Origin of the sequence: Giesbergeria anulus, from assembly GCF_900111115.1 — a bacterium.
In the GTDB taxonomy this organism is placed as follows: Bacteria; Pseudomonadota; Gammaproteobacteria; order Burkholderiales; family Burkholderiaceae_C; genus Simplicispira; species Simplicispira anulus.
This window is the reverse complement of sequence record NZ_FOGD01000001.1, coordinates 87,162-110,078: the sequence shown is the minus strand read 5'-3', so window position 1 is coordinate 110,078 and position 22,917 is coordinate 87,162. Positions and strand designations below refer to the sequence as shown.

The following is a 22,917-nucleotide window of genomic DNA, read 5'->3' as shown; positions in this document are numbered from 1 at the left end:
ACAACCCCACCCGCAGGGGGTGGGGATGCGAAATCAAGTGCTTATCAGAAGAGGGAAGGGGGCCCGCGCGCTGGCATGGGCGGAGCCACCAGCGCAGCAATACGGGCTGCCGGGATAGACTGCATGGCGTAAGCCAGCGATGCATCCAGCAGTGAATGTACTTGTACAAAAGGAGGGGGAGGTGCCAATGGGCTTTGGCACAGGGGGCAGTCCAACACGGTGTAGTTTGACTGCACTTCGCCGTTGCTGTCCTTGACCAGCAACTTCATGCCGGCGTTCATGGAGCAAACCAACTCCATCGATTGCTGCCCAGTGAGTGGGGCCGCAATCGCAGAACTTAAGGACAATACAAAGCACGCCAGTACCCAGCGAATCAACATGGGCATGTGGCGAGATCGGTACATGATTGCATTATTCCACAATAGCTAAAGGGATTTAATGCTTTGGCACGATTGCAGCGTGATTTTTTAACCCAATAGCCGAGCCAAGGTCAGCAGCGCCAGCAACAACAGCCACACAACCACCGAGCGCCAAACCAAGCCCACCACGCTGCGCAGGTGGCCCACTTCAGGCTCACGGCCCGGCGTCTGGTCACTGTCATCCATATTGGCGGCATCCACCGCCAAACCCGGCGGCGCAGGCAGGGCCGCCTGCGGCAGTTTCAGTGCTTCGCCGCCCAAACGCACGTTAATGGCCCCGGCAGTGGCGGCCAGCACGACGCCATCGTTGTCATTGGGAAAGCGCTGGGCATGGAAACGCCAGCCATCAATGGCTTCTTCAAAGCTCCCAACCACTGCAAAGCACAGTGCAGTGAGGCGAGCGGGCAGCCAGTCGGCCATCGTCCAAGAACGCAGCGCTACCACTTGCAAGCTCAGGCTGGCTGGTGCCGCCACCGTGCCACGGCGCGACGTCCAAAACCGGGCCACAAATTCGGCCATGCGATAAAACACTGCTCCAGCAGGCCCCAGCCCCAAGGCCGCCAGCAAAGAAAACCAAGCCAGCACGCCAAACACATGGCGGTGTGCTGCCAGCACCGAATATTCAATCACATGACGCACCATCTCGCTGCGCGGCAAATGGCTGGCATCCACCTGCTGCCACTCAGCCAACAACAGGCGCGCACGCTCTTGGTTGTCTTCTTCTAAGGCATCACGCAGACGGGTGAAGTGGTGGCTGAACTGGCGAAAACCCAGCGTCAGATAAAGCACAGCCACACTCCAAAGCACAGCAAAAGGCCAACCCAACCCCCACAGCAGCAACCAATGCACCGCCAGTGCCAGCAGGGCGGGCAACACCACAGCTAAAGACCAAGCCACCCAAGCATGGTGCGGCCTGCCCGCATCAAAATTGCGGCCTACCCACAGCGCCCAAGTGCGCAATCCAGCATGGATGGGGTTGTGCGCCGCCAACGGGCGTGCCTGCTCAATCAGCAAGGCGAACAGGATGGCAAAAAAACTCATCCTCCCATCATACCCAGCCCTTTTTGGGGTGTGGGTGCAGACAGAACGTCAGGCTTGCAGGAAACGGTAAAAATTGCGCAACATACCGGCGGTGGCTCCCCAGATGTAGTGGTTCTTGTCGCCGCTTTGGTAGGGCATAGAAAACCACTCACGGCGCACACCTTGCCACTCGAAAGCATGACGCCGGTGGTTGGCCGGATCGAGCAAAAACGCCAGCGGCACTTCAAAAATATCGGCTACCTCGTGCGGATTGGGCTGGAGCGTGCATTGCGGCTGCACCAAGGCCACTACCGGTGCCACGACATAAGAAGACCCGGTAATGTAGTTGGGCAGAGTGCCCAGCACCTCCACCCAGCGCGGATCAAGACCAATTTCCTCTTGGGCCTCGCGCAGTGCAGTGGCAGCCATAGATTCATCGTCTGGATCGGCCCGCCCGCCCGGAAATGCCACCTGCCCAGAGTGGCTCGATAGCTGCATACTGCGCTCGGTCAGCAGCACCATCGGCTGCTCACGCAACACAATAGGCACCAGCACCGCCGCCGCAGCTTGGGGCCGATCCGAGAAAGAATGTTCACGCACCACCTCTGGCTGCCAATGCTGTGGTGGCTGGGCAAAGCGCTGGCGCAGTGCCTGCGGGGTTTGGGCTGCAGCCAGTACCGGCGGCAAATGGCTGTCTACCCCCAGCACTGGCACTTGGCGGGGGTCAAAGCTGGGCAATTTGAAGCGCGATGGTGGAGAGGAGAGTGCAGTCACGGCAAAGCAGTTAGTAAAAAAACAAAAAGCCGCTACAGGCAATGCTGTAGCGGCTGATGCGCTCAAGGCGGCGGTGGGGCAGGCTTTATGCTGCGGCCACTGCTGCAGCCACGGGCACCTTGCGCTGTGGCAGCTTTTCTTTGATACGTGCCGACTTACCGCTGCGCTCACGCAGGTAGTACAGCTTGGCACGGCGCACGTCACCACGGCGCTTGACTTCGATCTTGGCGATCAGCGGGCTGTAGGTTTGGAAGGTACGTTCCACGCCTTCGCCGCTGGAGATCTTGCGCACGGTAAAGCCGCTGTTGAGGCCACGGTTACGCTTGGCAATCACCACGCCTTCGTAGGCTTGCACGCGCTTGCGGCTGCCTTCAACGACGTTCACGCTCACGATGACGGTGTCACCGGGGCCAAAGTCAGGGATTTCTTTGTTGAGGCGGGCGATTTCTTCCGCTTCCAGGGTCTGGATCAGGTTCATGGTTGCATCCAACGATCATGTCCGCGCCATCATTGGCATTGTCGGGATTGACGTTTTGCCTTGCACAAGCAAGGCGGCCGGCCAGAGGATCGAAAAACCCAAGATTATAGCTTGCCCTGCAAGCTGCGCAGCAGGGCTTCGTCAGCGGTTTGTAGCTTACCGTGGGCACGGGCCGCAGTCAGCAAGTCTGGGCGGTGCTGCGCCGTGGTGCGCAAAGACTGGTCACGCCGCCAGCGTTCAATCTGCGCATGGTGGCCCGACAACAGCGGTGCCGGTACAACGTCACCCTGCCATTCTTCGGGGCGGGTGTAATGCGGGCAATCGAGCAGGCCATCTAAGGCGGGGTTAAAACTATCGAGCTGGTGGCTACCGGCATCATTGAGCACCCCCGGCTGCAAACGCGCCACGGCGTCGAGCAGCGCCAGCGCGGCAATCTCGCCACCCGACAGCACAAAATCGCCCAAACTAATTTGCACCGTGACATAGCGGTCAATAAAGCGCTGGTCTATGCCTTCGTAGCGGCCACAAAGCAACACCGCCCCGGCGCTGCCCGACCAGTGCTCGACTGCCGTATGGTTGAGCGGCGCGCCAATGGGCGAAAACAACACCACTGGCACTGGGGCGGCAACATCCTCGGCCCGATCGGCACGGATGGCTGCCAAACAGCGCTCCAATGGCGGAGCCATCATCACCATACCGGGGCCACCACCAAAGGGCCGGTCATCGACGCGGCGGTAATTGCCCTCGGCGTAGTCGCGGGGGTTCCACAGCCGCACATCCACCAAGCCGCTGGCATAGGCGCGGCGCGTGATACCGCTAGCCAAAAAGGGGGCAAACAGCTCCGGAAACAGGGTGATAACGTCAAAACGCATGGCAGGCAGTGATACGCAATCAGTAATCGGGTTGCCAATCGACCAAAATACGGCGCTGGGCCAACTCGACCTTATCGACGAAAGCCGACACAAATGGAATCATGCGCTCAATCGGCTTGCCTTCGGGATTGTCAGCTTCCAGCACCAGCACGGTTTGCGGCCCGGTGGACATCAACTCACGCACTTGGCCCAAAGCTACGCCCTCGCGATTGAATACGTTGAGGCCAATCAAATCAACCCAGTAATACTCATCTTCTGCGGGGGCCGGAAAGTCTGCACGCGGTACAAAGATACGTGCGCCGCGCAACGCCTCTGCCGCATTGCGGTCATCAATGCCTTGTGCCCACGCCACAATGGTGTCGGAATGGGGCCGCACTTGGCGAATGGACAAGGACGCCGTGCCGCTGAAGGTACGGGCACCGCGCTCGCTGGGCAGGATGTACCACTGCTTGGCCGCAAACAGGGCGTCTGGGGCGACATTGTGCGAGATCACCTTGAACCAGCCCTTCACACCCCAAGCATCGGCAATGCGCCCGACCTCGACGGCATCCTCAGGCAGGGCAACGGATTCCAGATTTAGGACAGCAGACATAGCAATGCAGGAAAAAAGGGAGAAAAAAGAAAAGGCGGGTTTCGTCAGTGGGTACCGACGAAACCCGCCTTGTGTCGCGCAGAGCGATTAGGCGGCTTGTTTAGCAGCTTGCTTGATCAGGCGATCGACGGTAGGCGAAGTTTGTGCGCCCACGCCTGTCCAGTAGGCCAGACGGTCTTGGGCAATGCGCAGACCTTCTTCGCCACCCTTGGCGCTGGGGTTGTAAAAGCCCAGACGCTCGATAAAGCGGCCATCGCGACGCACGCGCTTGTCAGCAACGACGATATTGAAGAAAGGACGGGCCTTAGCGCCGCCGCGAGAGAGTCGAATGACGACCATGATGGATCCTTGGGGTGGTGGGTCAGGACGCTAAGCCTGATCCCGGTGTTCGCAGCGCTTGAGACACGCGACATGACCACCCGGCCAGCGACACGCTGCAAAGCCTAACATTATAACGACTCAGAACAGATACAGGCTGATCCAATAGGCAATAGCGGCGACAAAGGCACTGGCCGGAATGGTCAAAATCCAAGCCCAGATGATGTTGCCCGCCACGCCCCAGCGCACGGCACTGGCGCGCTGCGTGGAACCAACGCCCACAATGGCCCCAGTGATGGTGTGGGTGGTTGAGACTGGAATACCCAGCCCAGTGGCAATAAACAGCGTCAGGGCACCGCCAGTTTCGGCGCAAAAACCGCCTACAGGCTTGAGCTTGGTGATTTTTTGACCCATCGTTTTCACAATGCGCCAGCCACCAAACATCGTGCCCAAACCGATAGCCATATAGCAAGAGACGATGGCCCAAGTGGGTGGCGAGGCATCGCTGGCCGAACTGTAACCCGTGGCAATCAACAACAGCCAGATGATACCGATGGTTTTTTGCGCATCATTGCCACCATGGCCCAAGCTGTAGGCTCCTGCCGAGAGCAGTTGCAAACGCCGAAACCATTTATCCACCTTGTTGGGGCGTGTGCGCCGGAAAATCCAAGCCACCGCCACCATCATCAACGAACCGAGCAAAAAGCCCAGCAGCGGCGAAACAAAAATAAAGGCCACCGTTTTAAGGATGCCCGCAGACACCAGCGCCCCCGCTCCCGACTTGGCCATTACTGCGCCCACGATGCCACCAATCAGAGCATGGGAAGAGCTGCTAGGAATGCCGTAGTACCAAGTCACCACATTCCACGTAATGGCCCCCACCAGCGCGCCAAAAACGATATGGGTATCGACCACCCCCGGCTGGACAATGCCCTTGCCCACCGTGGCCGCCACACTCAGGTGAAAAATGAAGATGGCAACAAAGTTAAAAAAAGCGGCAAACACCACCGCCTGCCCCGGTTTGAGCACCCCGGTAGAGACGACGGTGGCAATCGAGTTGGCAGCATCGTGAAATCCGTTCATAAAATCGAACAGGATGGCAAGCGCCACCAGCATTACCACGACCCACAGGGCAGCTTGTGCAGTTTCCATAGCGTGTGCCGTCCTGCTTAGGCGTTTTCGAGGATGATGCCCTCGATGTGGTTGGCTACGGTTTCGCACTTATCGGTGATGGTTTCCAACTGCTCGTACACCGCCTTAAGCTTGATGAGTTCGCGCACATCCGGCTCTTCGCGAAACAACTTGCTCATGGCGGCGCGCAGCACGCGGTCGGCATCGTTTTCGAGCTGGTCAATTTCAGCGCAGGTTTTGAGGGCAGCCTCAGCAACCGATTGATCGGCCACCTTGTCAAGCAAGCGCACGGCCTCACGCACACGCTCGCAGCATTTCACGGCCAGATCGGTCAGGCGGGTGATTTCGGGTGTCATGTGCCGGATGTCGTACAAATCCATCGTCTCGGCGGCGTCTTGCACCAAGTCGGCCACATCGTCCATGCTGTTGATGAGGGCATGGATCTGCTCGCGGTCAATCGGGGTAATAAAGGTTTGGTGTACCGAGCGATTGACCTCGATAGTGATGAGGTCGGCGGCAGCTTCGGCGCTATCGACCGCTTGGCCATATTTGTGGCGCAAGTCCTCATCGTTGTAGTTGGCCACCAATTGCGATAGGGCCTGCACAGACTCGACGATGCGATCTGCGTGGTGGTTGAACATCTCGAAAAAATTGCCTTCGCGCGGCAGTAGCTTGCTAAATAGCATTGCGTTTCCTAGGAGTCAGAACTTATTGTTACGCTGTCATGTCAAAAATATGACAAATGCGTGCTGCGCGAAGTTTAACCGTGGCACCTGCTGCTATCGCGCTCTGCCCCAAAGCATTTGGCGCGGCTATTTCTTGCGCGCTGCCTGATCCCACTGTTGCAACAGGGCCAATTTTTCGGAAATTTTGCTCTCCAAACCTCTGGGTGTGGGCTGGTACCACCCCGGCTCTTTCATGCCGTCGGGCAGGTAAGTTTCACCCGCAGCATAGGCGTTGGGTTCATCATGGGCATAGCGGTAGGTGTGCCCGTAGCCCTGTTCTTTCATCAGCTTGGTGGGTGCATTGCGCAAATGCACCGGCACTTCGCGGCTTTTGTCGCGCTGCACAAAGGCTCTGGCTTGGTTATAGGCGTTGTAACCAGCGTTGCTCTTGGCCGCCACCGCCAGATAGATCACTGCTTGGGCCAGTGCCAACTCGCCTTCCGGGCTGCCCAGCCGCTCAAAAGTCAGCGCGGCATCGTTGGCAATCTGCATCGCCCTTGGGTCAGCCAGCCCGATGTCTTCCCAAGCCATGCGCACAATGCGCCGTGACAGATAACGCGGATCGGCCCCGCCATCGAGCATTCTGGTCAGCCAGTACAACGCGGCATCGGGGTGCGAGCCGCGCACGGACTTGTGCAGCGCCGAGATCTGGTCATAAAAGTTATCGCCACCCTTGTCAAAGCGTTTGGCATTCAACGCCAAGGAGTTTTGCACCCATGCGGCGTCAATGGTTTGGAGGCCCGACACCGCAGCAGCGGTTTGGCACTGCTCTAACAGGTTCAACAGCCGTCTGGCATCGCCATCGGCGTAGCCAATGATGGTGTCTTGGGCCTGCTCGTCAAACGCTAACTGGCCCAGTGCCGTGGCTTGGGCACGCTGGAACAGTTGCTTGAGTTCATCATCGGTCAGCGACTGGAGCACATAAACTTGAGCGCGCGACAACAGCGCTGAATTGACCTCAAACGAGGGGTTTTCTGTCGTGGCACCAATAAAAGTGACCAAGCCACTTTCGGCATAGGGCAGCAGCGCGTCTTGTTGCGATTTGTTGAAGCGGTGAATTTCGTCCACAAACAACAGCGTGTGCTGGCCCAGCGCCAAGTTGGCGGTGGCTTGCTCCATCGCCGCCCGGATGTCTTTCACACCCGAAAACACCGCCGACAAGGCAATAAATTGGCAATCAAAGGCGGTGGCTGTTAATCGCGCCAAGGTGGTTTTACCGACACCGGGTGGCCCCCAAAAAATCATCGAATGGGGTTTGCCCGATTGAAAAGCCAACCTCAGGGGCTTGCCCGGCCCCAGCAGATGGGACTGGCCGATCACCTCGTCTAAGCGGGTGGGACGCAGGGCTTCAGCCAGCGGAATATGTGCAGCAGAGGAAAACATCGCCAGCAGAGATGGACTACTGGCGCAGCACATCAGCGCCTGCCGGAGGCTTGAACTCAAAAGTGGCGGCTGGGAGCGTGGGATTGGTTTGCACTTGGCTAAAGCGAATCATGGAGCGCTGACCAAAGCTGTCCAAAATCTCTAACGCCGCCAATTGTGTGCCCGCAAAACCAATACGCACCGTTTGCAACTGACCGTCTTTGCTCTTGGGGCGGGCTAATACCCAGTCCAGCCCTTCACCATCTTGGGGGGCCACACTGGCTTGCAGGGTGAACTCGGCGCGCAGGGCTTGCAAATCGGGTGCAGCGGCCAACAAAGCCGCTGGCGTGCTGCCCAGCGCTTGCGCCTGCGCACGCTGCGTGACTTGGTTCAGGTCGGCATCGTAGAGCCACAAACGCTGGCCATCGGCCACAATGGTTTGGGCAAAGGGTTTGAGGTAAACAAACCGAAAACGGCCCGGCCTCTGGAACTCAAACGTGCCGCTGGAGGTTTTGCTGCGCGGTGCCTGCCCGTCTTTGCCCGGAGCCGTGACCACCTGCGTGAAATCAGCCTGCCCAGTACGGGTTTTTTGCAAAAACAGGTCTAGGCTTTGCAGGCCATCGGCCAGCGCCCAAGGCGCAGCCGCCCACAGCAGCAGCGAGGTGAGTGTTCTTTTCATCAGTTTTGTTCTTCCGCTGGAGCGGGGGCCTCGTCGAGTACGCCCGGTATATACACTGGACGCCCTTGCGCTTTGAGAAAATCAACCACCCGATGCACTTCTTCCGCCGACACCGAGGGCGAATGCACCCGTGCTGGCATCTGGGCACCAGCGGCCCTATAGAGCATATCCCCCATGCCCAGCATGGTTTCGGCACCGATTTGGTCTAGGATGGTGCGGCTATCAGTACGGCTGCTCACGCGAAAGGCCATGCGCGTCGGGATGTTGGCCTTGATGAGGCCGGTAATGACTTCAGGCGCAGGGCGGTGGGTAGAGACGATGAGATGGATGCCCGCAGCCCGGCCTTTTTGTGCCAGACGGGCCAGCAGTTCTTCGGTTTTTTTGCCGACCGCAGCCATTAAATCGGCCAGCTCATCGACCACCACCACGATTTGCGGCCAACGCTCCAGTGGCTCTGGTTCGGCCAAATGGACGGTGAGCGGGTTGAGGATGCACTCATCACGGGCGTCGGCCTCGTCAATTTTGGCGTTATAAGCGGCCAGTTTACGTGCCCCCAAGGTGCCCATAATCCGGTAGCGACGCTCCATTTCGAGAGCACACCAGTTCAGGCCACGAATAGCTTGGCGCACATCAGTGACTACGGGGGCCAGCAGGTGTGGGATACCCGCATACAAGGGCATCTCCAGCATTTTGGTGTCGATCAGCAACAGCCGCAGGTCGCAAGGCTCGGCCTTGTAGAGCAAACTTAGCAGCATGGTGTGCAAAGCCACGGATTTGCCTGAATCTGCGGTGCCTGCCATCAGCACATGGGGCATTCGGGCCAGATCGGCTACGACGGCATGGCCCACAATGTCCTTGCCGAGCGCCAGCGTCAATGCCGACTTGCTGTCTTGGAAGGGGGCCGAACCCACAATTTCACCCAAACGCACCGGTTGGCGTTTGACGTTGGGCAATTCGAGTGCAATAGGCTCTGGGCCAGAGCCAGGATCGACCACACGAATCGAGACCAAACTGAGCGCACGAGCCAGATCGCGGGCAAGCTCTATCACCTGCACGAGGGTGGCATCGGTGGCTAGCTTGATGTTGTAACGGGTAATGACGGGGCCGGGCATGGCAGCTACCACCGTCACCTCGACACCAAAGTCGCGCAGTTTTTTTTCAATCAGGCGGCTGGTCATTTCCAGTGTGTCGGAAGACGCAGGCTCTGGACGAGCTGATCCCGTGTGCAGCAAGTTCAGTGGTGGCAGATGAGCGCGGGGTCGATGGCCCACTGGCTTATCAGAAGGAACCTGTCTGATCGGAGGGGCTTCGCGCAGCAAAGGTGCTGGCCCAGTATCCAAGACAGGCTCTGCCCATCCGGGTTTTGCTTGGTCTGGATCGACAATTTTTAACGGCTGCGGGTGGTGCTCTTGCAACTCGATGCGCTCTTCTTGCACCACCTCCTCGCGCAGTTGGGCAGCGCGCTTGCCTTCGGCAATGTCTTTGGCTTCTTCGCGGCGTACACGCCCAAACTGCACGATGGCATCTAGGCGAGCACCCAACCTCTCAGCCAATCGGCTCCAAGAAAAATGGAACACCCCAGACGCCCCCAGCACCGCCAAAGCAAAGCCCAACAGACCTGAGCCATCGAAACCAAGCCAGCGCATACTGGTCACACCCACTATATAGCCTAAAACGCCCCCCGCATGGCCCGGCAGTAAAGACTCGACCGCGTACAAGCGCGACCACTCTAGCCCCGCACTGGCACACAGCAGCAGCAGCAGCCCAGCCCAAAACCGCGCCCGCAGCACCAGCACCTCTTTGAGGGAAAGATCATCGGCCAGCGCTTCGTCGTCACGCATCCGGCGCGCCAGCGAGGTCAGCCAGACAAAGGCCCCGGCCACCAAGCACCACCAGATAGAAAATCCGAGCGAGAAATAACTCACGTCGGCCAGCCACGCCCCCACCCGGCCTAGGCGATTGCGCACCAGCCCATCGCCAGCACCGGAAGTGGACCAAGCCATATCCAATGGCGAATAACTCAGCAGCGCCAGCAACCACAGGGCCAGCGCCAACGCGCCAGCGAGCAAAGAGATCTCATGGCCCAGCCGGGCAAGACCGGCGCGCAATGCAGACTTGCCGGGTGGAGAAGCGTTGAGGGTATTGGAAGAAGAAGAATAGGTCATGGACGTGTGGCACAGCGCCATTGCAGCTATTGTCGTTTTTAATGGCTGCCATATAAAGCAAGCCAGCGGCAAGATGGCGAAGTTGCATGATACTTGCGTCTCCGTGCAATCGCATGAATCTGAAATTTCAAGCCCTATGTCTAGCACCTCACACGCCCAAGTCCTGATCCTCGGTTCTGGCCCTGCCGGTTATACCGCCGCCATTTATGCCGCCCGCGCCAACCTCAACCCGGTGCTCATCACCGGCATGGCCCAAGGCGGCCAGCTCACCACCACTACTGAAGTGGACAACTGGCCCGCCGACGTGCAGGGTGTGCAAGGCCCAGAGCTGATGCAGCGCTTTTTGGAGCACGCCGAGCGCTTTAAAGCAAAAATTGTTTTTGACCACATCAACCAAGTTAACTTTTCCAAGCGCCCCTTCACCTTGACGGGCGACAGCGGCACCTACACCTGCGATGCCCTCATCATCGCCACCGGAGCGTCGGCCAAATACTTGGGCCTGCCCTCGGAGCAAGAATTTATGGGCCGGGGGGTTTCGGGCTGCGCCACCTGCGACGGCTTTTTCTACCGTGAGCAGGATGTTTGCGTGGTGGGAGGTGGCAACACCGCCGTAGAAGAAGCCCTGTACCTGTCGAACATCGCCCGCAAAGTCACGTTGGTGCATCGGCGCGATAAGTTCAAGGCCGAACCGATTTTGATCGACAAGCTGATGGAAAAAGTGGCCGCAGGCAAGATTGAGCTAAAAACCTTCTTCACGCTAGAGCAGGTGCTGGGCGACCAAAGCGGTGTGACGGGCATTCGGCTGCAAAGCACCCAAGACGGCCACACCGAAGACATCGCCCTGCAAGGCTGTTTTATTGCCATTGGCCACGCCCCCAACACCGACATCTTCCAAGGCCAACTGGAACTGGACAATGGCTACGTTGTCACCCAAGGCGGGCGCAACGGCTTTGCCACCCAAACCAGCGTGCCCGGCATTTTTGCCGCCGGTGATGTGCAAGACCATATCTACCGCCAAGCCATCACCAGTGCTGGTACGGGCTGCATGGCCGCACTCGATGCCCAGCGCTTCTTGGAACAAAACCCACCGGCCTAAAGCGCACGGGTTATAATCCTAGGCTTTGCCAAAACTGGCCCTGTCTCTTGCAGACAAGGCCAGAGTTTTGATAGCTATGGCAATCGGGTTACCGCCACCCTTCTGGCGAGGTGAGGTTGAGCCACCAGGCTGGCACCGCAAGGATGCCGCCCCGCAGTGGCCAACCGTTCCAAATGATCGGAGTGTCCTAATGGCACGCGTATGTGACGTCACGGGCAAGAAGCCCATGGTCGGGAACAATGTTTCCCATGCCAACAACAAAACCAAGCGCCGGTTCCTGCCGAACCTGCAATACCGCCGTTTCTGGGTCGAATCGGAAAACCGTTGGGTGCGCCTGCGCGTTTCCAGCGCAGCCCTGCGTTTGATCGACAAGAACGGTATTGAATCGGTGCTCGCAGACCTGCGCGCACGTGGTCAGGCTTAAGGAGAAGCACCATGGCAAGCAAAGGCGGACGCGACAAGATCAAGCTGGAATCCACTGCGGGTACTGGCCACTTCTACACCACCACCAAGAACAAAAAGACTACGCCCGAGAAAATGCTGATCATGAAATTTGATCCTAAAGCTCGCAAGCACGTCGAATACAAGGAAATGAAGCTGAAGTAATTCAGCCTTCTGTCTTTGGACAACAAAAAACCGCCTTTGCGCTTGCGCTAGGCGGTTTTTTTATCGCCTACCCCCATCAGGTCAGGGGCAGGCAAGGGCCAGTTAGGGCTTGCGTGTCCAAACGGCGGCAAAGAAGCCATCAGTCTGGTGCAAGTGCGGCCACAGACGCACATACTGTGTGCCGGTGTCACCACCACTGCACAGGCTGGCAGCATGATCTACTTTGAGTTGCGCCAACACCTCGCCAGCATCGAGCGCCACAAAATCGGGGTGGGCGGCAGCAAAGGCTTCGGCAATGCGCTCATTTTCTTCGGGCAGCACGCTACAGGTGGCATACACCAAGCGCCCACCGGGTTTGACCAGACGCGCCGCGCTGGCCAAGATGGCGGCCTGTTTGACCTCCAACTCTTGTACGGCTTTGGGGGTTTGACGCCATTTCAAGTCGGGGTTGCGGCGCAGGGTACCGAGGCCAGAGCAGGGGGCATCCACCAGCACGCGATCAATCTTGCCCGCCAGACGCTTGACGCGCTCATCGCGCTCATGGGCAATGGCCGCCGGATGGACGTTAGACAGCCCGCTGCGCGCCAGCCGGGGCTTGAGGGCATCCAACCGGTGTGCTGACACATCAAAGGCATACAAACGGCCAGTGCTGCGCATCGTGGCACCAATAGCCAGCGTTTTGCCGCCAGCGCCCGCGCAAAAATCGACAACCATCTCGCCACGCTTGGCATCCAAGAGCAGCGCCAGCAGTTGCGAGCCTTCATCTTGCACTTCGATAGCGCCACGAACAAAAGCGGGCAGCTTGGTGAGCGCAGGCTTACCCACCACACGCAAGCCCCAAGGAGAATACGGCGTAACGACGGACGCGATGCCAGCCTGCGCCAGCTCACGCTGTACGTCAGGGCGCTTGTCTTTGAAGGCATTGATGCGCAAATCCAGCGGCGCACTGCACGACAGGGCCTGCACCAAGGGCCAAAAACCATCGCCCAACTGCACTTTGAGCGGCTGCACCAGCCATTCGGGCAGATTGTGGCGGTGGCGCTCTAACAAATCGTCATCGCGCACGGCGTCGCATTGGTTTAGCCATTGTTGTTCGCGGTCGCTCAAAGCGGCGTGCAGAAAATCGCGCGGGCCATGCGCGGCTTGGGGGTTGGAGCGGCGGGCCTCCTCATCCTGCCAATGGGCAAAGCCCAAAATGGCCAAACGGCGTTCTCTGGGGCCAGAACCCGACGGGGCCATGTGGTCAAACAGCAGCTTTTTGCGCAGCACCGTGTAGACGGTTTCTGCCAACGCTGCACGTTCGCGCTGGCCCAAGCCACGGTTGTCGCGGAAAAACCGCGATACCACGGCATCGGCAGGGTGTTCAAAGGTAAGGGTGAGCCGTACCAGTTCGGTACAGGCTTCGATCAGGGCTTTCGGATGCATGGGGGCGATTGTCCCTGAAGTGCATATACATACTCGGTTTTAATTTGTGCAGAGCCCCTCAAAACCGTCAACATCTTTTGACCATGACACCCACCACAACACCATCCCCGCGCTATTTTGCTTATTGGGGCAAGGCCCGGCCTTCAAATTCTGCGGCAGAGATGCACCTGCTGGCCTACCATGCACTCGATGTGGCCGCAGTGGGCGAGGTGTATTTGCAGCGCTCACCAGAGCTGCTTGCTTGGCTGGCACAGGAGCTTGGACACACAGACCTTGAAGCGACCCGCGCATGGGTGGTGTTTTGGTTGTCTTTACACGATCTGGGCAAGTTTTCACTCAGCTTTCAGGGGCAGCGGGCTGATTTGGCTCAGCGCTTACAACCCAATGAAAGCTGCTCCCAACGGATTGCTGGCGAACGCCATGACAGCTTGGGGATGGCATTTTGGCAAGTCCACGTTCAACCCAAAACAGATGACGAAGCTTGGTTTGGTGATGATCCGCAAGACCATGAAAGCTTAAACTTTTGGGCACGTGCCGTTATGGGGCACCACGGCCAGCCGCCCAATGAAACCGTCCCGCATCTGCACCGGCATTTTCGTGCGATAGATGTCGATGCCGCGCTGGGGTTTGTCGAGGCTATGCGCGCCTTGCTGCTGCCCCCAGAAGCAGCCCGTGTGGCCCATAGCTTAGATGCCGATACTTTCGAGAAAATCAGCAGTGAGCTGTCGTGGTGGGTGGCAGGCTTGGCCGTATTAGCAGATTGGATCGGCTCCAATGCCGATATCTTTACCTACTGTGACACGCCACAACTCACGTTGCCAGACTATTGGCACAAGGCGCTCGGTTTGGCCGCACAAGCCCTAACCCAATCTGAAGTGGTATCTCCGGGGCGGCAGGCTGAACGCTCTTTTCAGCAACTCTTTTCCAGCATTCAAAAACCATCTCCCTTACAAGTTTGGGCTGCCTCTGTTGAACTGGCAGACGGCCCACAAATTCATTTGCTAGAAGACGTGACCGGAGCAGGAAAAACCGAAGCAGCCGTGATGTTGACACAGCGGCTCATGGCCCAAGGCTGTGGCAATGGCTTTTTCATCGGCTTGCCCACAATGGCCACCGCCAATGCGATGTATGAGCGTATTGCCCCAATCTATGCTCAGTTGTTCCCCAATCTTCTTGACCTGCCTAGCTTGGTGCTGGCCCATGGTCGCAAAAACTTGGTGGCATCGTTTGCCACCTCTGTGATTCAGCCCGGCCACGATGAACATGATGCGCAGCAAACGGACGAAAGTGCTACCCAGCGCTGCTCACGCTGGTTGGCTGACCACAACAAACGCGCACTGTTGGCTCCTGCGGGGGTGGGCACGATAGACCAAGCCTTGCTGGGTGCCTTGCAGAGTAAACACCAATCTTTGCGCCTTCTTGGGTTATGGCGCAAGGTGTTGGTGGTAGACGAAGTACACGCCTGTGACACCTACATGCAGAGCACGTTAAAGAACTTGCTGGAGTTTCATGCACGTGCTGGAGGCAGCGCAATTTTGTTATCGGCCACACTGCCCCAGCACATGAAAGCCTCACTACTGGAAGCTTATGGCAAAGGGCTAGGGGTGCGCGGGCCTGCTGCTGTGGATGCCAGAGATGACTACCCGTTGGTTACCTCTTGGGCTCCCACCAAAGCCTTGATCCCTACTAAGAAACATATGGCTACCCGATCAGAAATGTGCCGCACAGTGGCCGTGCATTACGCATCAGACCGTGACGCTGTGGTACAGCATATTGCCGCAACACTGGCTGCCGGCCAATGTGTCGCTTGGATGTGCAACACCATCAGTGACGCCTTGGCCGCCTACGCGGACATGGCATCACACATCCCTTTGGATCAAATCACGCTATTTCATGCCCGTTTTGCCTTGGGAGATCGGCTGGACATCGAAGATACCGTATTACACACCTTTGGCCCCCACAGTGGCCCCAATGAAAGAGCTGGGCGGCTGCTGATCGCTACCCAAGTGGCAGAGCAATCGCTGGATGTGGACTTTGATCTGGTAGTGACCGATTTGGCCCCGATAGATCGGCTGATTCAACGTGCGGGCCGCCTGCACCGCCATGTGCGCGATACCCAAGGCCGCCGCCTGACTGACCATAATGCAAAAGACCAACGTGGCCCAGCCTGCCTCTGGGTGTTCGGGCCGGTATGGACACCAACACCCACGGCATCATGGTTTGTGCAGGCATTTCCCAAATCGGCCAAGGTATACCCAAACCACGCACAACTCTGGCTGACCGCGCGCGCGCTGCAATCGGGCGAGTTCACCATGCCCACCGATGCCAGAAGATTGATAGAAGGCGTATTTAACCCAGAGGCAGAGATACCGGAAGCCTTGCAACGCAATGCCCTAGCGGCTGAAGGCGAGGCGTTTGCCGATGCTGCTCAAGCCCATATGGTCAGTGTCAAGCGCGAAAGTGGTTATTCCCGTGCGCAACGTGGTCTGGAATGGGCAGCAGACACCGTAGCCCCATCCCGTTTGGGCGAAGCGAGCGTGGATGTTTTACTCGCCCGTTGGGACAATAACACCCTGCAACCTTGGCGCAGCGACAAGCCACCGCAGCACGCTTGGGCCTACAGCACCGTGCGTGTGGCTCGGCGCTTGATTACACAAACAACAGAAGAGAAAACCCCCGAACGCGCGTTAGCCCGCCAGCGGCTCAATGAGCAACTGCCGGGTAGCGGCCAGTGGGTGGTCGTGCTGGGATTGGAGTGCCGTGGCGATCAATTTGAAGGCACGGCACAGCCAGAAAACGCGACGCAAGGGCAAAACCCTGTAGTGGTCTGGACTTACGATAGCCAACGTGGCCTGCGGCGTCAGGAGGTGCCAGACGGACAACCATCTGGCACCTGAGCCCCACGCACGTGGGGAACATCTCCAAAAGCACTGCGTTAAAACAGCCGTCTCACGGTTCATCTCCTCGGAAGAGGAGAAGTCTTCAGTATCGCACAAACAGATACAAATTTTCATTTCAGCCCTCTCACTTAGTCATGTAAGAATGATCATCGGAACAAACTTTTCGAGGAGGTTTCGTGAACCTGTTGATAGAAAATTGGTTGCCCGTGCGTACCAGAGACGGGCATCGAACGTGGGTCTCTCCGGCAGATTTATCACGCAGTGACCTCGTGGCATTTGATGCCATGCGCCCCGACTTCAATGGGGCCTTGGCGCAGTTGGCGATTGGCCTGCTACAAACCACCTCGCCCGCAGAAACCTCCGTAGCATGGGGGCGGCTGCTCAAAACACCGCCCGACCAAGCCACACTGCATGACTGGTTTGCACCACACAGGCCTGCGTTTGAGTGGGATGGTGATGGTGCGCGCTTTATGCAAGACTTTGACTTGCGTACCGGAACAGGCGAGACGCAAAGCATTGCGGGCCTGCTGATCGAAACGCCGGGGGACAACACGGTCAAGAACAATGCTGACCTGTTCGTCAAGCGCGGGCAAGTGGGCCATTTATGCCCCCATTGTGCGGCGCTGGCCTTGTTCACGCTCCAACTCAACGCCCCTGCGGGCGGCGCAGGCCACCGCACCAGCCTGCGCGGTGGTGGGCCACTGACTACTTTGCTCATCGCTGAAGCAAGGCCAGCAGAAACCACCTCTTTATGGCACAGCTTATGGCTCAACGTGTTGCCGCAGCGCACATTTGAGGCACATGGCGGTGGCAGTGATGACACCGCCGCGTACCTGAAATTTCCTTGGTTGGCCAGCGTGCAGGCCATTCAAGCCGACGGTGCCCAAACTACAGCCATGCAGGTGCATGCAGCCCATGTTTTCTGGGCCATGCCGCGCCGCATTCGGCTGGATTTGGAGGACGTCAGTGCAGGTTTGTGCGACCTGTGCGGACGGGAATCAGCGGTACGGATACAACGCTACCTCACCCGCCCCCAGGGTTTGAACTACAAAGGCGCTTGGTCACATCCACTATCGCCCTACTACCAAACCAAAGAAGGTATGTTGCCCCTGCATCCACAACCCGGCGGCCTTGGCTATCGCCATTGGCTGGGCTGGGTACTGGGTATGCAAAACGACAAGCGCAAGATAGCCCCTGCCGCAGTGGTGGGCACCTATTTTGGTACCCCCACCGAACAACGCACCGGGTTGCGCCTGCGCTTATGGGCGTTCGGGTTTGATATGGACAACATGAAAGCCCGCTGTTGGTACGAATCTACCTTGCCACTGTACGAGCTTGGCGACTGCACACCCCAAGCCCAAACCCAACTGCGCGACGATGTGGGTGCATGGTTGGATGCAGCAGAACTGGTTGCCAGTTATTTGCGTGGTGCCGTGAAAGAGGCTTGGTTTAGCCACGATGCGCGCGGCGATTTAAGTTTTGTGGATGCCAGCTTCTGGTCTGCCACCGAAGCTGCATTTTACCAATTGCTGCGTGACCGTATTCACGCTGTACGCCAAACCGAAACCACCGTATGCACTCTGGGTATGTCCGAACAATGGCGGAACCAGCTCACCACCACGGCCTCGCGTTTGTTTGACCTCGACTTAGTTGGTTCCACAGCTATTGAACGGCAAAACCCGGCCCGTATCGCCAAAGCACGCCGTCAATTTGTCAAAAATCTGGCCGGCCCCAAGTTGCGCACGGTACTGGCGTTGCCTGTACCCGCCACCCAGAGCAAAACCACCATCAAAAAAGCGACTTGAGGAGAACGTATGAGCACACACAACCCTTATGAGTTAAGCACTGCGGCCAAGGCCGAATTGTGCAAGTGGTGGGGCACCATTCACAGTGAAACGGCCAGTGGGCAAGCACGCGCTGATCGAGCGATATTGCGCCGTGCTTCTGATCTTAATGCCGTGGCCTGTACACCGGCCTACCAACGCTTGTACCGCCGCATCGTGGCTGCCAGCGATGGCGTTCATTGGAACAGCTTTCAGCAAGATCGGATGGCGGCTGTGGTGGGGCTACTCGCCCATGTCAAAGAGGACAAAGAAAAAATATCTTTACCCGAAGCCATGAGCTGCGAAGGTGGAAAAGACAACCCGGTCAGCCCACTGCGTTTTCGGCGCTTGCTGGATGCACCCGACACCAATGCATTGTTTATAAGCCTTCGGCGTACCCTGCCATTGATCGGAGGTGTGGTGGGTGTGCTCTCTCTGACCAATGACGTTTTTGGCTGGAATGAACACGTGCAACGCCGCTGGGCCTACGACTACCAGTGGCCCGACAACCCTAAAAATTGAGTGCCGGCACTGCATCCCTCCTTCTGTTTTTCTTTCCCCTATTAATTATTATTTGAAAGATCGCCATGTCCCGTTTTATCCAACTGCACCTGCTCACCAGCTACCCACCATCCAATCTGAACCGGGATGACACAGGTCGGCCTAAAACTGCTTTAGTGGGTGATGCGAATCGGTTGCGTATTTCGTCACAAAGCCTCAAACGTGCTTGGCGCACTTCAGAGGTGTTTGAGGCTGCTGTGGGTAATAACCTAGGGACCCGCACCAAACAAATGGGTAAGCAGGTATACGAAAAACTCTGCGCGGGGGGGCTTCCAGAAAAGGTAGCCCGCGATTGGGCCAAAGAAATTGCCAAACAGTTTGGCAAACTCAAATCAGATAAAAAAGTCGAGAACAATACTGATTTAGAAATAGAACAGTTGGCCCATTTCAGCCCGGATGAACAAGAAGCCATTGCAGCCCTGATTGCCACCCTGATTGAACGCAAAGGTTCATTGACGGAAGAAGAAACCAAAACGGCCTTGCAACTTCTTAGCTACCCACGCAGAGCCGTAGATATTGCTATGTTTGGCCGTATGCTGGCCGATAATCCGCAATTTAATATGGAAGCGGCTGTGCAAGTGGCCCACGCCATTACCGTACACCGTGCGGCAGTCGAAGATGATTTTTTCAGTGCCGTAGATGACTTAAACCAAAGCAGTAACACTGGAGCCGGTCACATTGGCGAGCATGGCTATGGCGCTGGTTTGTTTTACCTTTACCTGTGCATCGACCACGCCTTGCTCAAAAGCAATCTGGGTGACGATGATGGACTGACTGCACGCGCGCTAGAGGGGCTAGTATGCGCCGTGACCCAAGTGTCACCAACGGGTATGCAAAACAGTTTTGCCTCGCGCTCGCGTGCCAGCTATGTCTTGGCAGAGAAAGGCGACCAGCAGCCACGCTCGCTGGCACAGGCATTTCTCAAACCCATCAAGCCTTGGGGAGAAGAAGGAATGCTCGACATGGCAGTCAAAGCACTGGAAACGCGCAACCAAAACATAGATGCTGTTTATGGCGCTTGTGCCGATGCCCGGTATCTTTTGAACGTCGAGACCCCCGTGGGCAATCTTGCCGAATTGGTTCAATTTGTTACCACGGCGTAAGTGCTATGGAATACTTGGTTTTTCAGCTCCAAGCTCCTTTGTCGTCTTGGGGAGAACCAGCAGTGGGTGAGTTTCGTGGCACCGCCGAACGCCCCGGCCAATCGGCCCTGATTGGCTTGCTGGGGGCCGCACTGGGTTTGCTGCGCGATGACGAAGCGGCACACGTTGCCCTGCGCGATGGCTACGGTTTTGCCATAGGCTTGCTCAACCCCGGCAGCCTATTGCGTGACTATCACACCGCCCAAGTGCCATCGCGCACAGCACTCAAAGGCCGCCCCCATGCCACACGTCGCCAAGAGCTGAGTGTGCCCAAAACCGACTTAGGCACCATCCTCTCCACACGCGATTACCGACAAAATGCGGCCAGTTTGGTAGCAGTACAGCCACGCCAAGGTGCCGCCCAGCCCTATGGGCTGGCCGAGCTAGAGGCGGCACTGCGGCAACCCCAATTCACGCTCTACCTAGGGCGTAAAACCTGTGTGCTTGGAGCCCCACTGTGGCCCCAGTGCATGACGGCTAACTCAGCACATGAGGCTTTCACTGCTTATGCCTTACGCTTTGAAGCGGCCCGCCAAGCCGCCAAAACATCCCATGGCGGGGTGCCATTAGAACCGCTGCCAGAGCTGCAATGCCTGGCCTTTGACGAGCACATCGAAGCGGGCCTCGCACACGACCTGAGCACCCGCCGCAAAGATCAATTGATCCGCAGAAAAAACTGGCAGTTTGGCGACCGCGATGAATACTTGGCATTCCTGCCAACACCATCAACAAGCATGCCATCGTCTCCCTCTACCCCTTCCAAGGTCTGATGATGTATTTCAGCCTGATTACTCCAATACCAGACCATGTGCGCGAAGCCATCCACCAGCGACTGCAAGGCCCATATGCCGATCATCAGTGGCTGTGGAACTGGTTTCCTGCTGACCGTGGCACCCCGCGCGATTTTTTGTTTCGCAGGTACGAACACGAAGGCCAGTTACGCTACTACGTGGTGTCACACAGACCCCCCATGGCACAACGCCAAGACGCATGGCAAGTACAAACCCGCGACTACGCACCGCAATTGAAAGAAGGTACACGCCTACATTTTGAATTGCGTGCCAACCCCACTGTGCGCCACGGTCACAGCGGCCAATCTAAGCGTCACGATGTGGTAATGAATGCCAAGAAAAAACTGCTTGTGCCACACCGATTGGCACGGTGGCAAGACAGGCCAGACCCGGACGATTCCACACTGCAAGATGTGATTCAATCTGCGTGTACCCAATGGCTACAACGGCGCAGCGAGCGGCTGGGATTTGCGCTGAACCCTGACACTGTGGTGGTGCAGGCTTACGCCACACACCAAGAACGACAGCACCATAAAGACCGAAACCTTCAATTCAGCACGGCAGATTTTACGGGCGAGTTGACAGTGACCAATGTGCAAGATTTTCACCAAGCGCTAATGACGGGCATTGGCAGTGCCAAAGCTTTTGGTTGCGGCTTGCTGTTGGTGCGCCGCAGTAGTAGCCTTGAAACTGAGACACCATGAGCACCTTGCTGCCTCCGTTAAGACCAATTCCCATTCGCGAGCGCATATCGGTCATTTTCATCGAATATGGTGAAATTGATGTGCTGGATGGTGCCTTTGTCGTGATTGATGCAGGTGGTGTTCGAACCCATATCCCAGTGGGTGGGGTGGCTTGCATTATGTTAGAACCCGGTACCCGCGTGTCACACCGAGCGGCTGCTTTGGCTGCGCGTGTCGGTACCTTACTGGTGTGGGTGGGAGAAGCCGGAGTACGGTTATACGCATCAGGGCAGCCCGGTGGGGCCAGATCTGATCGCCTGTTGTACCAAGCCAAACTTGCGTTAGACGAAGGTTTGCGCCTGAAGGTAGTGCGCAAGATGTATGCCCTCCGTTTTGGCGAAGAACCGCCAGCACACCGCAGTGTGGATCAATTGCGCGGTATTGAAGGTGCGCGTGTGCGGCGCACCTACCAGTTACTGGCCAGACAATACAAAGTCGAATGGAAAGGACGTGACTATGACGCGGAAGATTGGGATTCTGCTGACATCGCCAACCGCTGCTTGTCGGCAGCGACTGCTTGTCTGTACGGTGTGACTGAGGCCGCCGTTTTGGCAGCTGGATACGCACCCGCTGTAGGATTCATCCACACAGGAAAACCTTTGTCTTTTGTGTACGACATCGCAGACGTCTATAAATTTGAGACCGTCGTGCCGATTGCATTCAAGGTAGCCGGTGCCCACACGGGGGGCAACTTTGAGCGAGCCGTACGCTTGGGCTGCCGCGATGTGTTTCGGCAGACAAAGTTACTCGATCGCATCATTCCGGACATCGAAGATATTTTGGCGGCTGGAGAGATTTCGCCCCCATCCCCGGCGGCAGATGCCGTTGGCCCGGCTTTGCCTCATCCACAGGGGACAGGTGATGCTGGTCATCGTTCTTGAAAATGCACCACCGCGCCTGCGCGGACGTTTGGCCGTATGGCTACTAGAGGTTCGTGCCGGAGTGTACGTAGGCAATTATTCCCGACGTGTACGTGAGCAAATTTGGGCTCAAGTGGAAGAAGGCATAGAAGAGGGTAACGCCGTGCTGATCTGGCGCAGCACTGCCGAGGCAGGCTTCGAATTTTTAACACTTGGAAAGAACCGCCGCATCTCAGCAGATTTTGATGGGGTACAGTTGGTGCAATTTTTACCCACTATAGGTACCAACGCTCTTTAAAAATCTCGTTTGAAGATGTTCTTTTTTGGTAATTTTTTTAGTGTGTGATTTTCCAAATAAAATCAATAAGTTAGAATTGGTGTGTTCCCCACATGCGTGGGGATGAACCGCAATGACAGATTTGCCTTGTTGCGGAT

24 protein-coding genes and 1 CRISPR repeat array (1 of these 25 cut by a window edge) are annotated in these 22,917 nt (G+C 57.3%); of the genes, 11 read left to right on the top strand and 13 right to left on the bottom strand.

The window, feature by feature from the left end; all coding sequences use genetic code 11:
* Positions 1-44 precede the first annotated feature (44 nt).
* From BMX55_RS00545 to BMX55_RS00490, 12 genes are all read right to left on the bottom strand, one after another.
* A complete protein-coding gene (locus BMX55_RS00545) occupies positions 45-380 on the bottom strand; it encodes a hypothetical protein (RefSeq protein WP_245751180.1) in 336 nt (111 codons plus the stop codon).
* 87 nt (positions 381-467) lie between these two features.
* Positions 468-1,460, bottom strand: coding sequence for a CobD/CbiB family protein (locus BMX55_RS00540; protein ID WP_091451140.1), 993 nt, complete (start codon positions 1,458-1,460; stop codon positions 468-470).
* Between the two features lie 48 nt (positions 1,461-1,508).
* On the bottom strand, positions 1,509-2,213 hold the full coding sequence (locus BMX55_RS00535) for a CoA pyrophosphatase (RefSeq protein ID WP_091451137.1): 705 nt from the start codon (positions 2,211-2,213) through the stop codon (positions 1,509-1,511).
* An 85-nt stretch (positions 2,214-2,298) separates the two neighbouring features.
* Entirely contained in the window at positions 2,299-2,691 is a 393-nt protein-coding gene (rplS, locus tag BMX55_RS00530; RefSeq protein ID WP_091451135.1) for a 50S ribosomal protein L19, read from the bottom strand.
* Between the two features lie 104 nt (positions 2,692-2,795).
* Entirely contained in the window at positions 2,796-3,563 is a 768-nt protein-coding gene (trmD, locus tag BMX55_RS00525; protein WP_091451132.1) for a tRNA (guanosine(37)-N1)-methyltransferase TrmD, read from the bottom strand.
* A gap of 19 nt (positions 3,564-3,582) precedes the next feature.
* Positions 3,583-4,155 (bottom strand): ribosome maturation factor RimM, encoded by a 573-nt coding sequence (rimM, locus tag BMX55_RS00520; RefSeq protein WP_091451127.1) that lies wholly within the window; start codon positions 4,153-4,155, stop codon positions 3,583-3,585.
* A gap of 87 nt (positions 4,156-4,242) precedes the next feature.
* Positions 4,243-4,494 carry a 30S ribosomal protein S16 gene (gene rpsP, locus BMX55_RS00515; RefSeq protein WP_091451123.1) on the bottom strand — a complete coding sequence of 84 codons (252 nt, stop codon included), beginning with the start codon at positions 4,492-4,494 and terminating at the stop codon, positions 4,243-4,245.
* A 120-nt stretch (positions 4,495-4,614) separates the two neighbouring features.
* Positions 4,615-5,625, bottom strand: a complete 1,011-nt coding sequence (locus BMX55_RS00510) for an inorganic phosphate transporter (RefSeq protein WP_091451119.1) — start codon at positions 5,623-5,625, stop codon at positions 4,615-4,617.
* 17 nt (positions 5,626-5,642) lie between these two features.
* Positions 5,643-6,290, bottom strand: a complete 648-nt coding sequence (locus BMX55_RS00505) for a DUF47 domain-containing protein (RefSeq protein ID WP_091451115.1) — start codon at positions 6,288-6,290, stop codon at positions 5,643-5,645.
* A gap of 126 nt (positions 6,291-6,416) precedes the next feature.
* A complete protein-coding gene (locus BMX55_RS00500; RefSeq protein ID WP_091453018.1) occupies positions 6,417-7,712 on the bottom strand; it encodes a replication-associated recombination protein A in 1,296 nt (431 codons plus the stop codon).
* A 16-nt stretch (positions 7,713-7,728) separates the two neighbouring features.
* Positions 7,729-8,370, bottom strand: a complete 642-nt coding sequence (gene lolA, locus BMX55_RS00495; RefSeq protein ID WP_091451113.1) for an outer membrane lipoprotein periplasmic chaperone LolA — start codon at positions 8,368-8,370, stop codon at positions 7,729-7,731.
* Entirely contained in the window at positions 8,370-10,535 is a 2,166-nt protein-coding gene (locus tag BMX55_RS00490) for a DNA translocase FtsK (protein ID WP_091451108.1), read from the bottom strand. Before BMX55_RS00490 ends, lolA begins: the two co-directional genes overlap by 1 nt.
* A 136-nt stretch (positions 10,536-10,671) precedes the next feature.
* Between BMX55_RS00490 and trxB the strand changes: the two genes are divergently transcribed.
* The 3 genes from trxB (at position 10,672) to rpmG (ending at position 12,237) form a co-directional block, all read left to right on the top strand.
* Positions 10,672-11,631, top strand: a complete 960-nt coding sequence (gene trxB / locus BMX55_RS00485; protein WP_091453015.1) for a thioredoxin-disulfide reductase — start codon at positions 10,672-10,674, stop codon at positions 11,629-11,631.
* Between the two features lie 190 nt (positions 11,632-11,821).
* Positions 11,822-12,055, top strand: coding sequence for a 50S ribosomal protein L28 (gene rpmB / locus BMX55_RS00480; RefSeq protein ID WP_091451105.1), 234 nt, complete (start codon positions 11,822-11,824; stop codon positions 12,053-12,055).
* An 11-nt stretch (positions 12,056-12,066) separates the two neighbouring features.
* Positions 12,067-12,237 (top strand): 50S ribosomal protein L33, encoded by a 171-nt coding sequence (gene rpmG, locus BMX55_RS00475; protein ID WP_091451102.1) that lies wholly within the window; start codon positions 12,067-12,069, stop codon positions 12,235-12,237.
* Positions 12,238-12,339: 102 nt separating this feature from the next.
* Here the strand turns inward: rpmG and BMX55_RS00470 are convergent, their stop codons facing one another.
* Positions 12,340-13,662 carry an RsmB/NOP family class I SAM-dependent RNA methyltransferase gene (locus tag BMX55_RS00470; RefSeq protein WP_091451098.1) on the bottom strand — a complete coding sequence of 441 codons (1,323 nt, stop codon included), beginning with the start codon at positions 13,660-13,662 and terminating at the stop codon, positions 12,340-12,342.
* Between the two features lie 83 nt (positions 13,663-13,745).
* Here BMX55_RS00470 and BMX55_RS00465 point away from each other — a divergent pair, with 83 nt between their 5' ends.
* The 8 genes from BMX55_RS00465 to cas2e all read left to right on the top strand — a co-directional run bounded on the left by BMX55_RS00465 (position 13,746) and on the right by cas2e (position 22,780).
* Positions 13,746-16,559, top strand: a complete 2,814-nt coding sequence (locus BMX55_RS00465; RefSeq protein ID WP_091451095.1) for a CRISPR-associated helicase/endonuclease Cas3 — start codon at positions 13,746-13,748, stop codon at positions 16,557-16,559.
* A 179-nt stretch (positions 16,560-16,738) separates the two neighbouring features.
* Positions 16,739-18,367: a type I-E CRISPR-associated protein Cse1/CasA gene (gene casA / locus BMX55_RS00460; protein ID WP_091451093.1), complete on the top strand. Its 1,629-nt coding sequence runs from the start codon at positions 16,739-16,741 to the stop codon at positions 18,365-18,367.
* A gap of 9 nt (positions 18,368-18,376) precedes the next feature.
* Positions 18,377-18,907 (top strand): type I-E CRISPR-associated protein Cse2/CasB, encoded by a 531-nt coding sequence (casB, locus tag BMX55_RS00455; protein WP_091451090.1) that lies wholly within the window; start codon positions 18,377-18,379, stop codon positions 18,905-18,907.
* Between the two features lie 65 nt (positions 18,908-18,972).
* The gene (gene cas7e / locus BMX55_RS00450) at positions 18,973-20,049 is read left to right on the top strand and encodes a type I-E CRISPR-associated protein Cas7/Cse4/CasC (RefSeq protein WP_091451088.1); all 1,077 of its coding nucleotides are present in this window, start codon (positions 18,973-18,975) and stop codon (positions 20,047-20,049) included.
* 5 nt (positions 20,050-20,054) lie between these two features.
* Positions 20,055-20,858 carry a type I-E CRISPR-associated protein Cas5/CasD gene (gene cas5e / locus BMX55_RS00445; protein ID WP_091451085.1) on the top strand — a complete coding sequence of 268 codons (804 nt, stop codon included), beginning with the start codon at positions 20,055-20,057 and terminating at the stop codon, positions 20,856-20,858.
* Positions 20,858-21,583: a type I-E CRISPR-associated protein Cas6/Cse3/CasE gene (cas6e, locus tag BMX55_RS00440; RefSeq protein ID WP_091451082.1), complete on the top strand. Its 726-nt coding sequence runs from the start codon at positions 20,858-20,860 to the stop codon at positions 21,581-21,583. Before cas5e ends, cas6e begins: the two co-directional genes overlap by 1 nt.
* Complete coding sequence (gene cas1e / locus BMX55_RS00435) at positions 21,580-22,503, top strand: type I-E CRISPR-associated endonuclease Cas1e (protein WP_218144445.1); 924 nt, start codon at positions 21,580-21,582, stop codon at positions 22,501-22,503. The genes cas6e and cas1e overlap by 4 nt, the downstream gene beginning before the upstream one ends.
* Positions 22,484-22,780 carry a type I-E CRISPR-associated endoribonuclease Cas2e gene (gene cas2e, locus BMX55_RS00430; protein WP_091451079.1) on the top strand — a complete coding sequence of 99 codons (297 nt, stop codon included), beginning with the start codon at positions 22,484-22,486 and terminating at the stop codon, positions 22,778-22,780. Before cas1e ends, cas2e begins: the two co-directional genes overlap by 20 nt.
* An 81-nt stretch (positions 22,781-22,861) precedes the next feature.
* Positions 22,862-22,917: direct repeats of the CRISPR family, unit length 29 nt; unit sequence GTGTTCCCCACATGCGTGGGGATGAACCG; it runs 1,870 nt beyond the window's last position.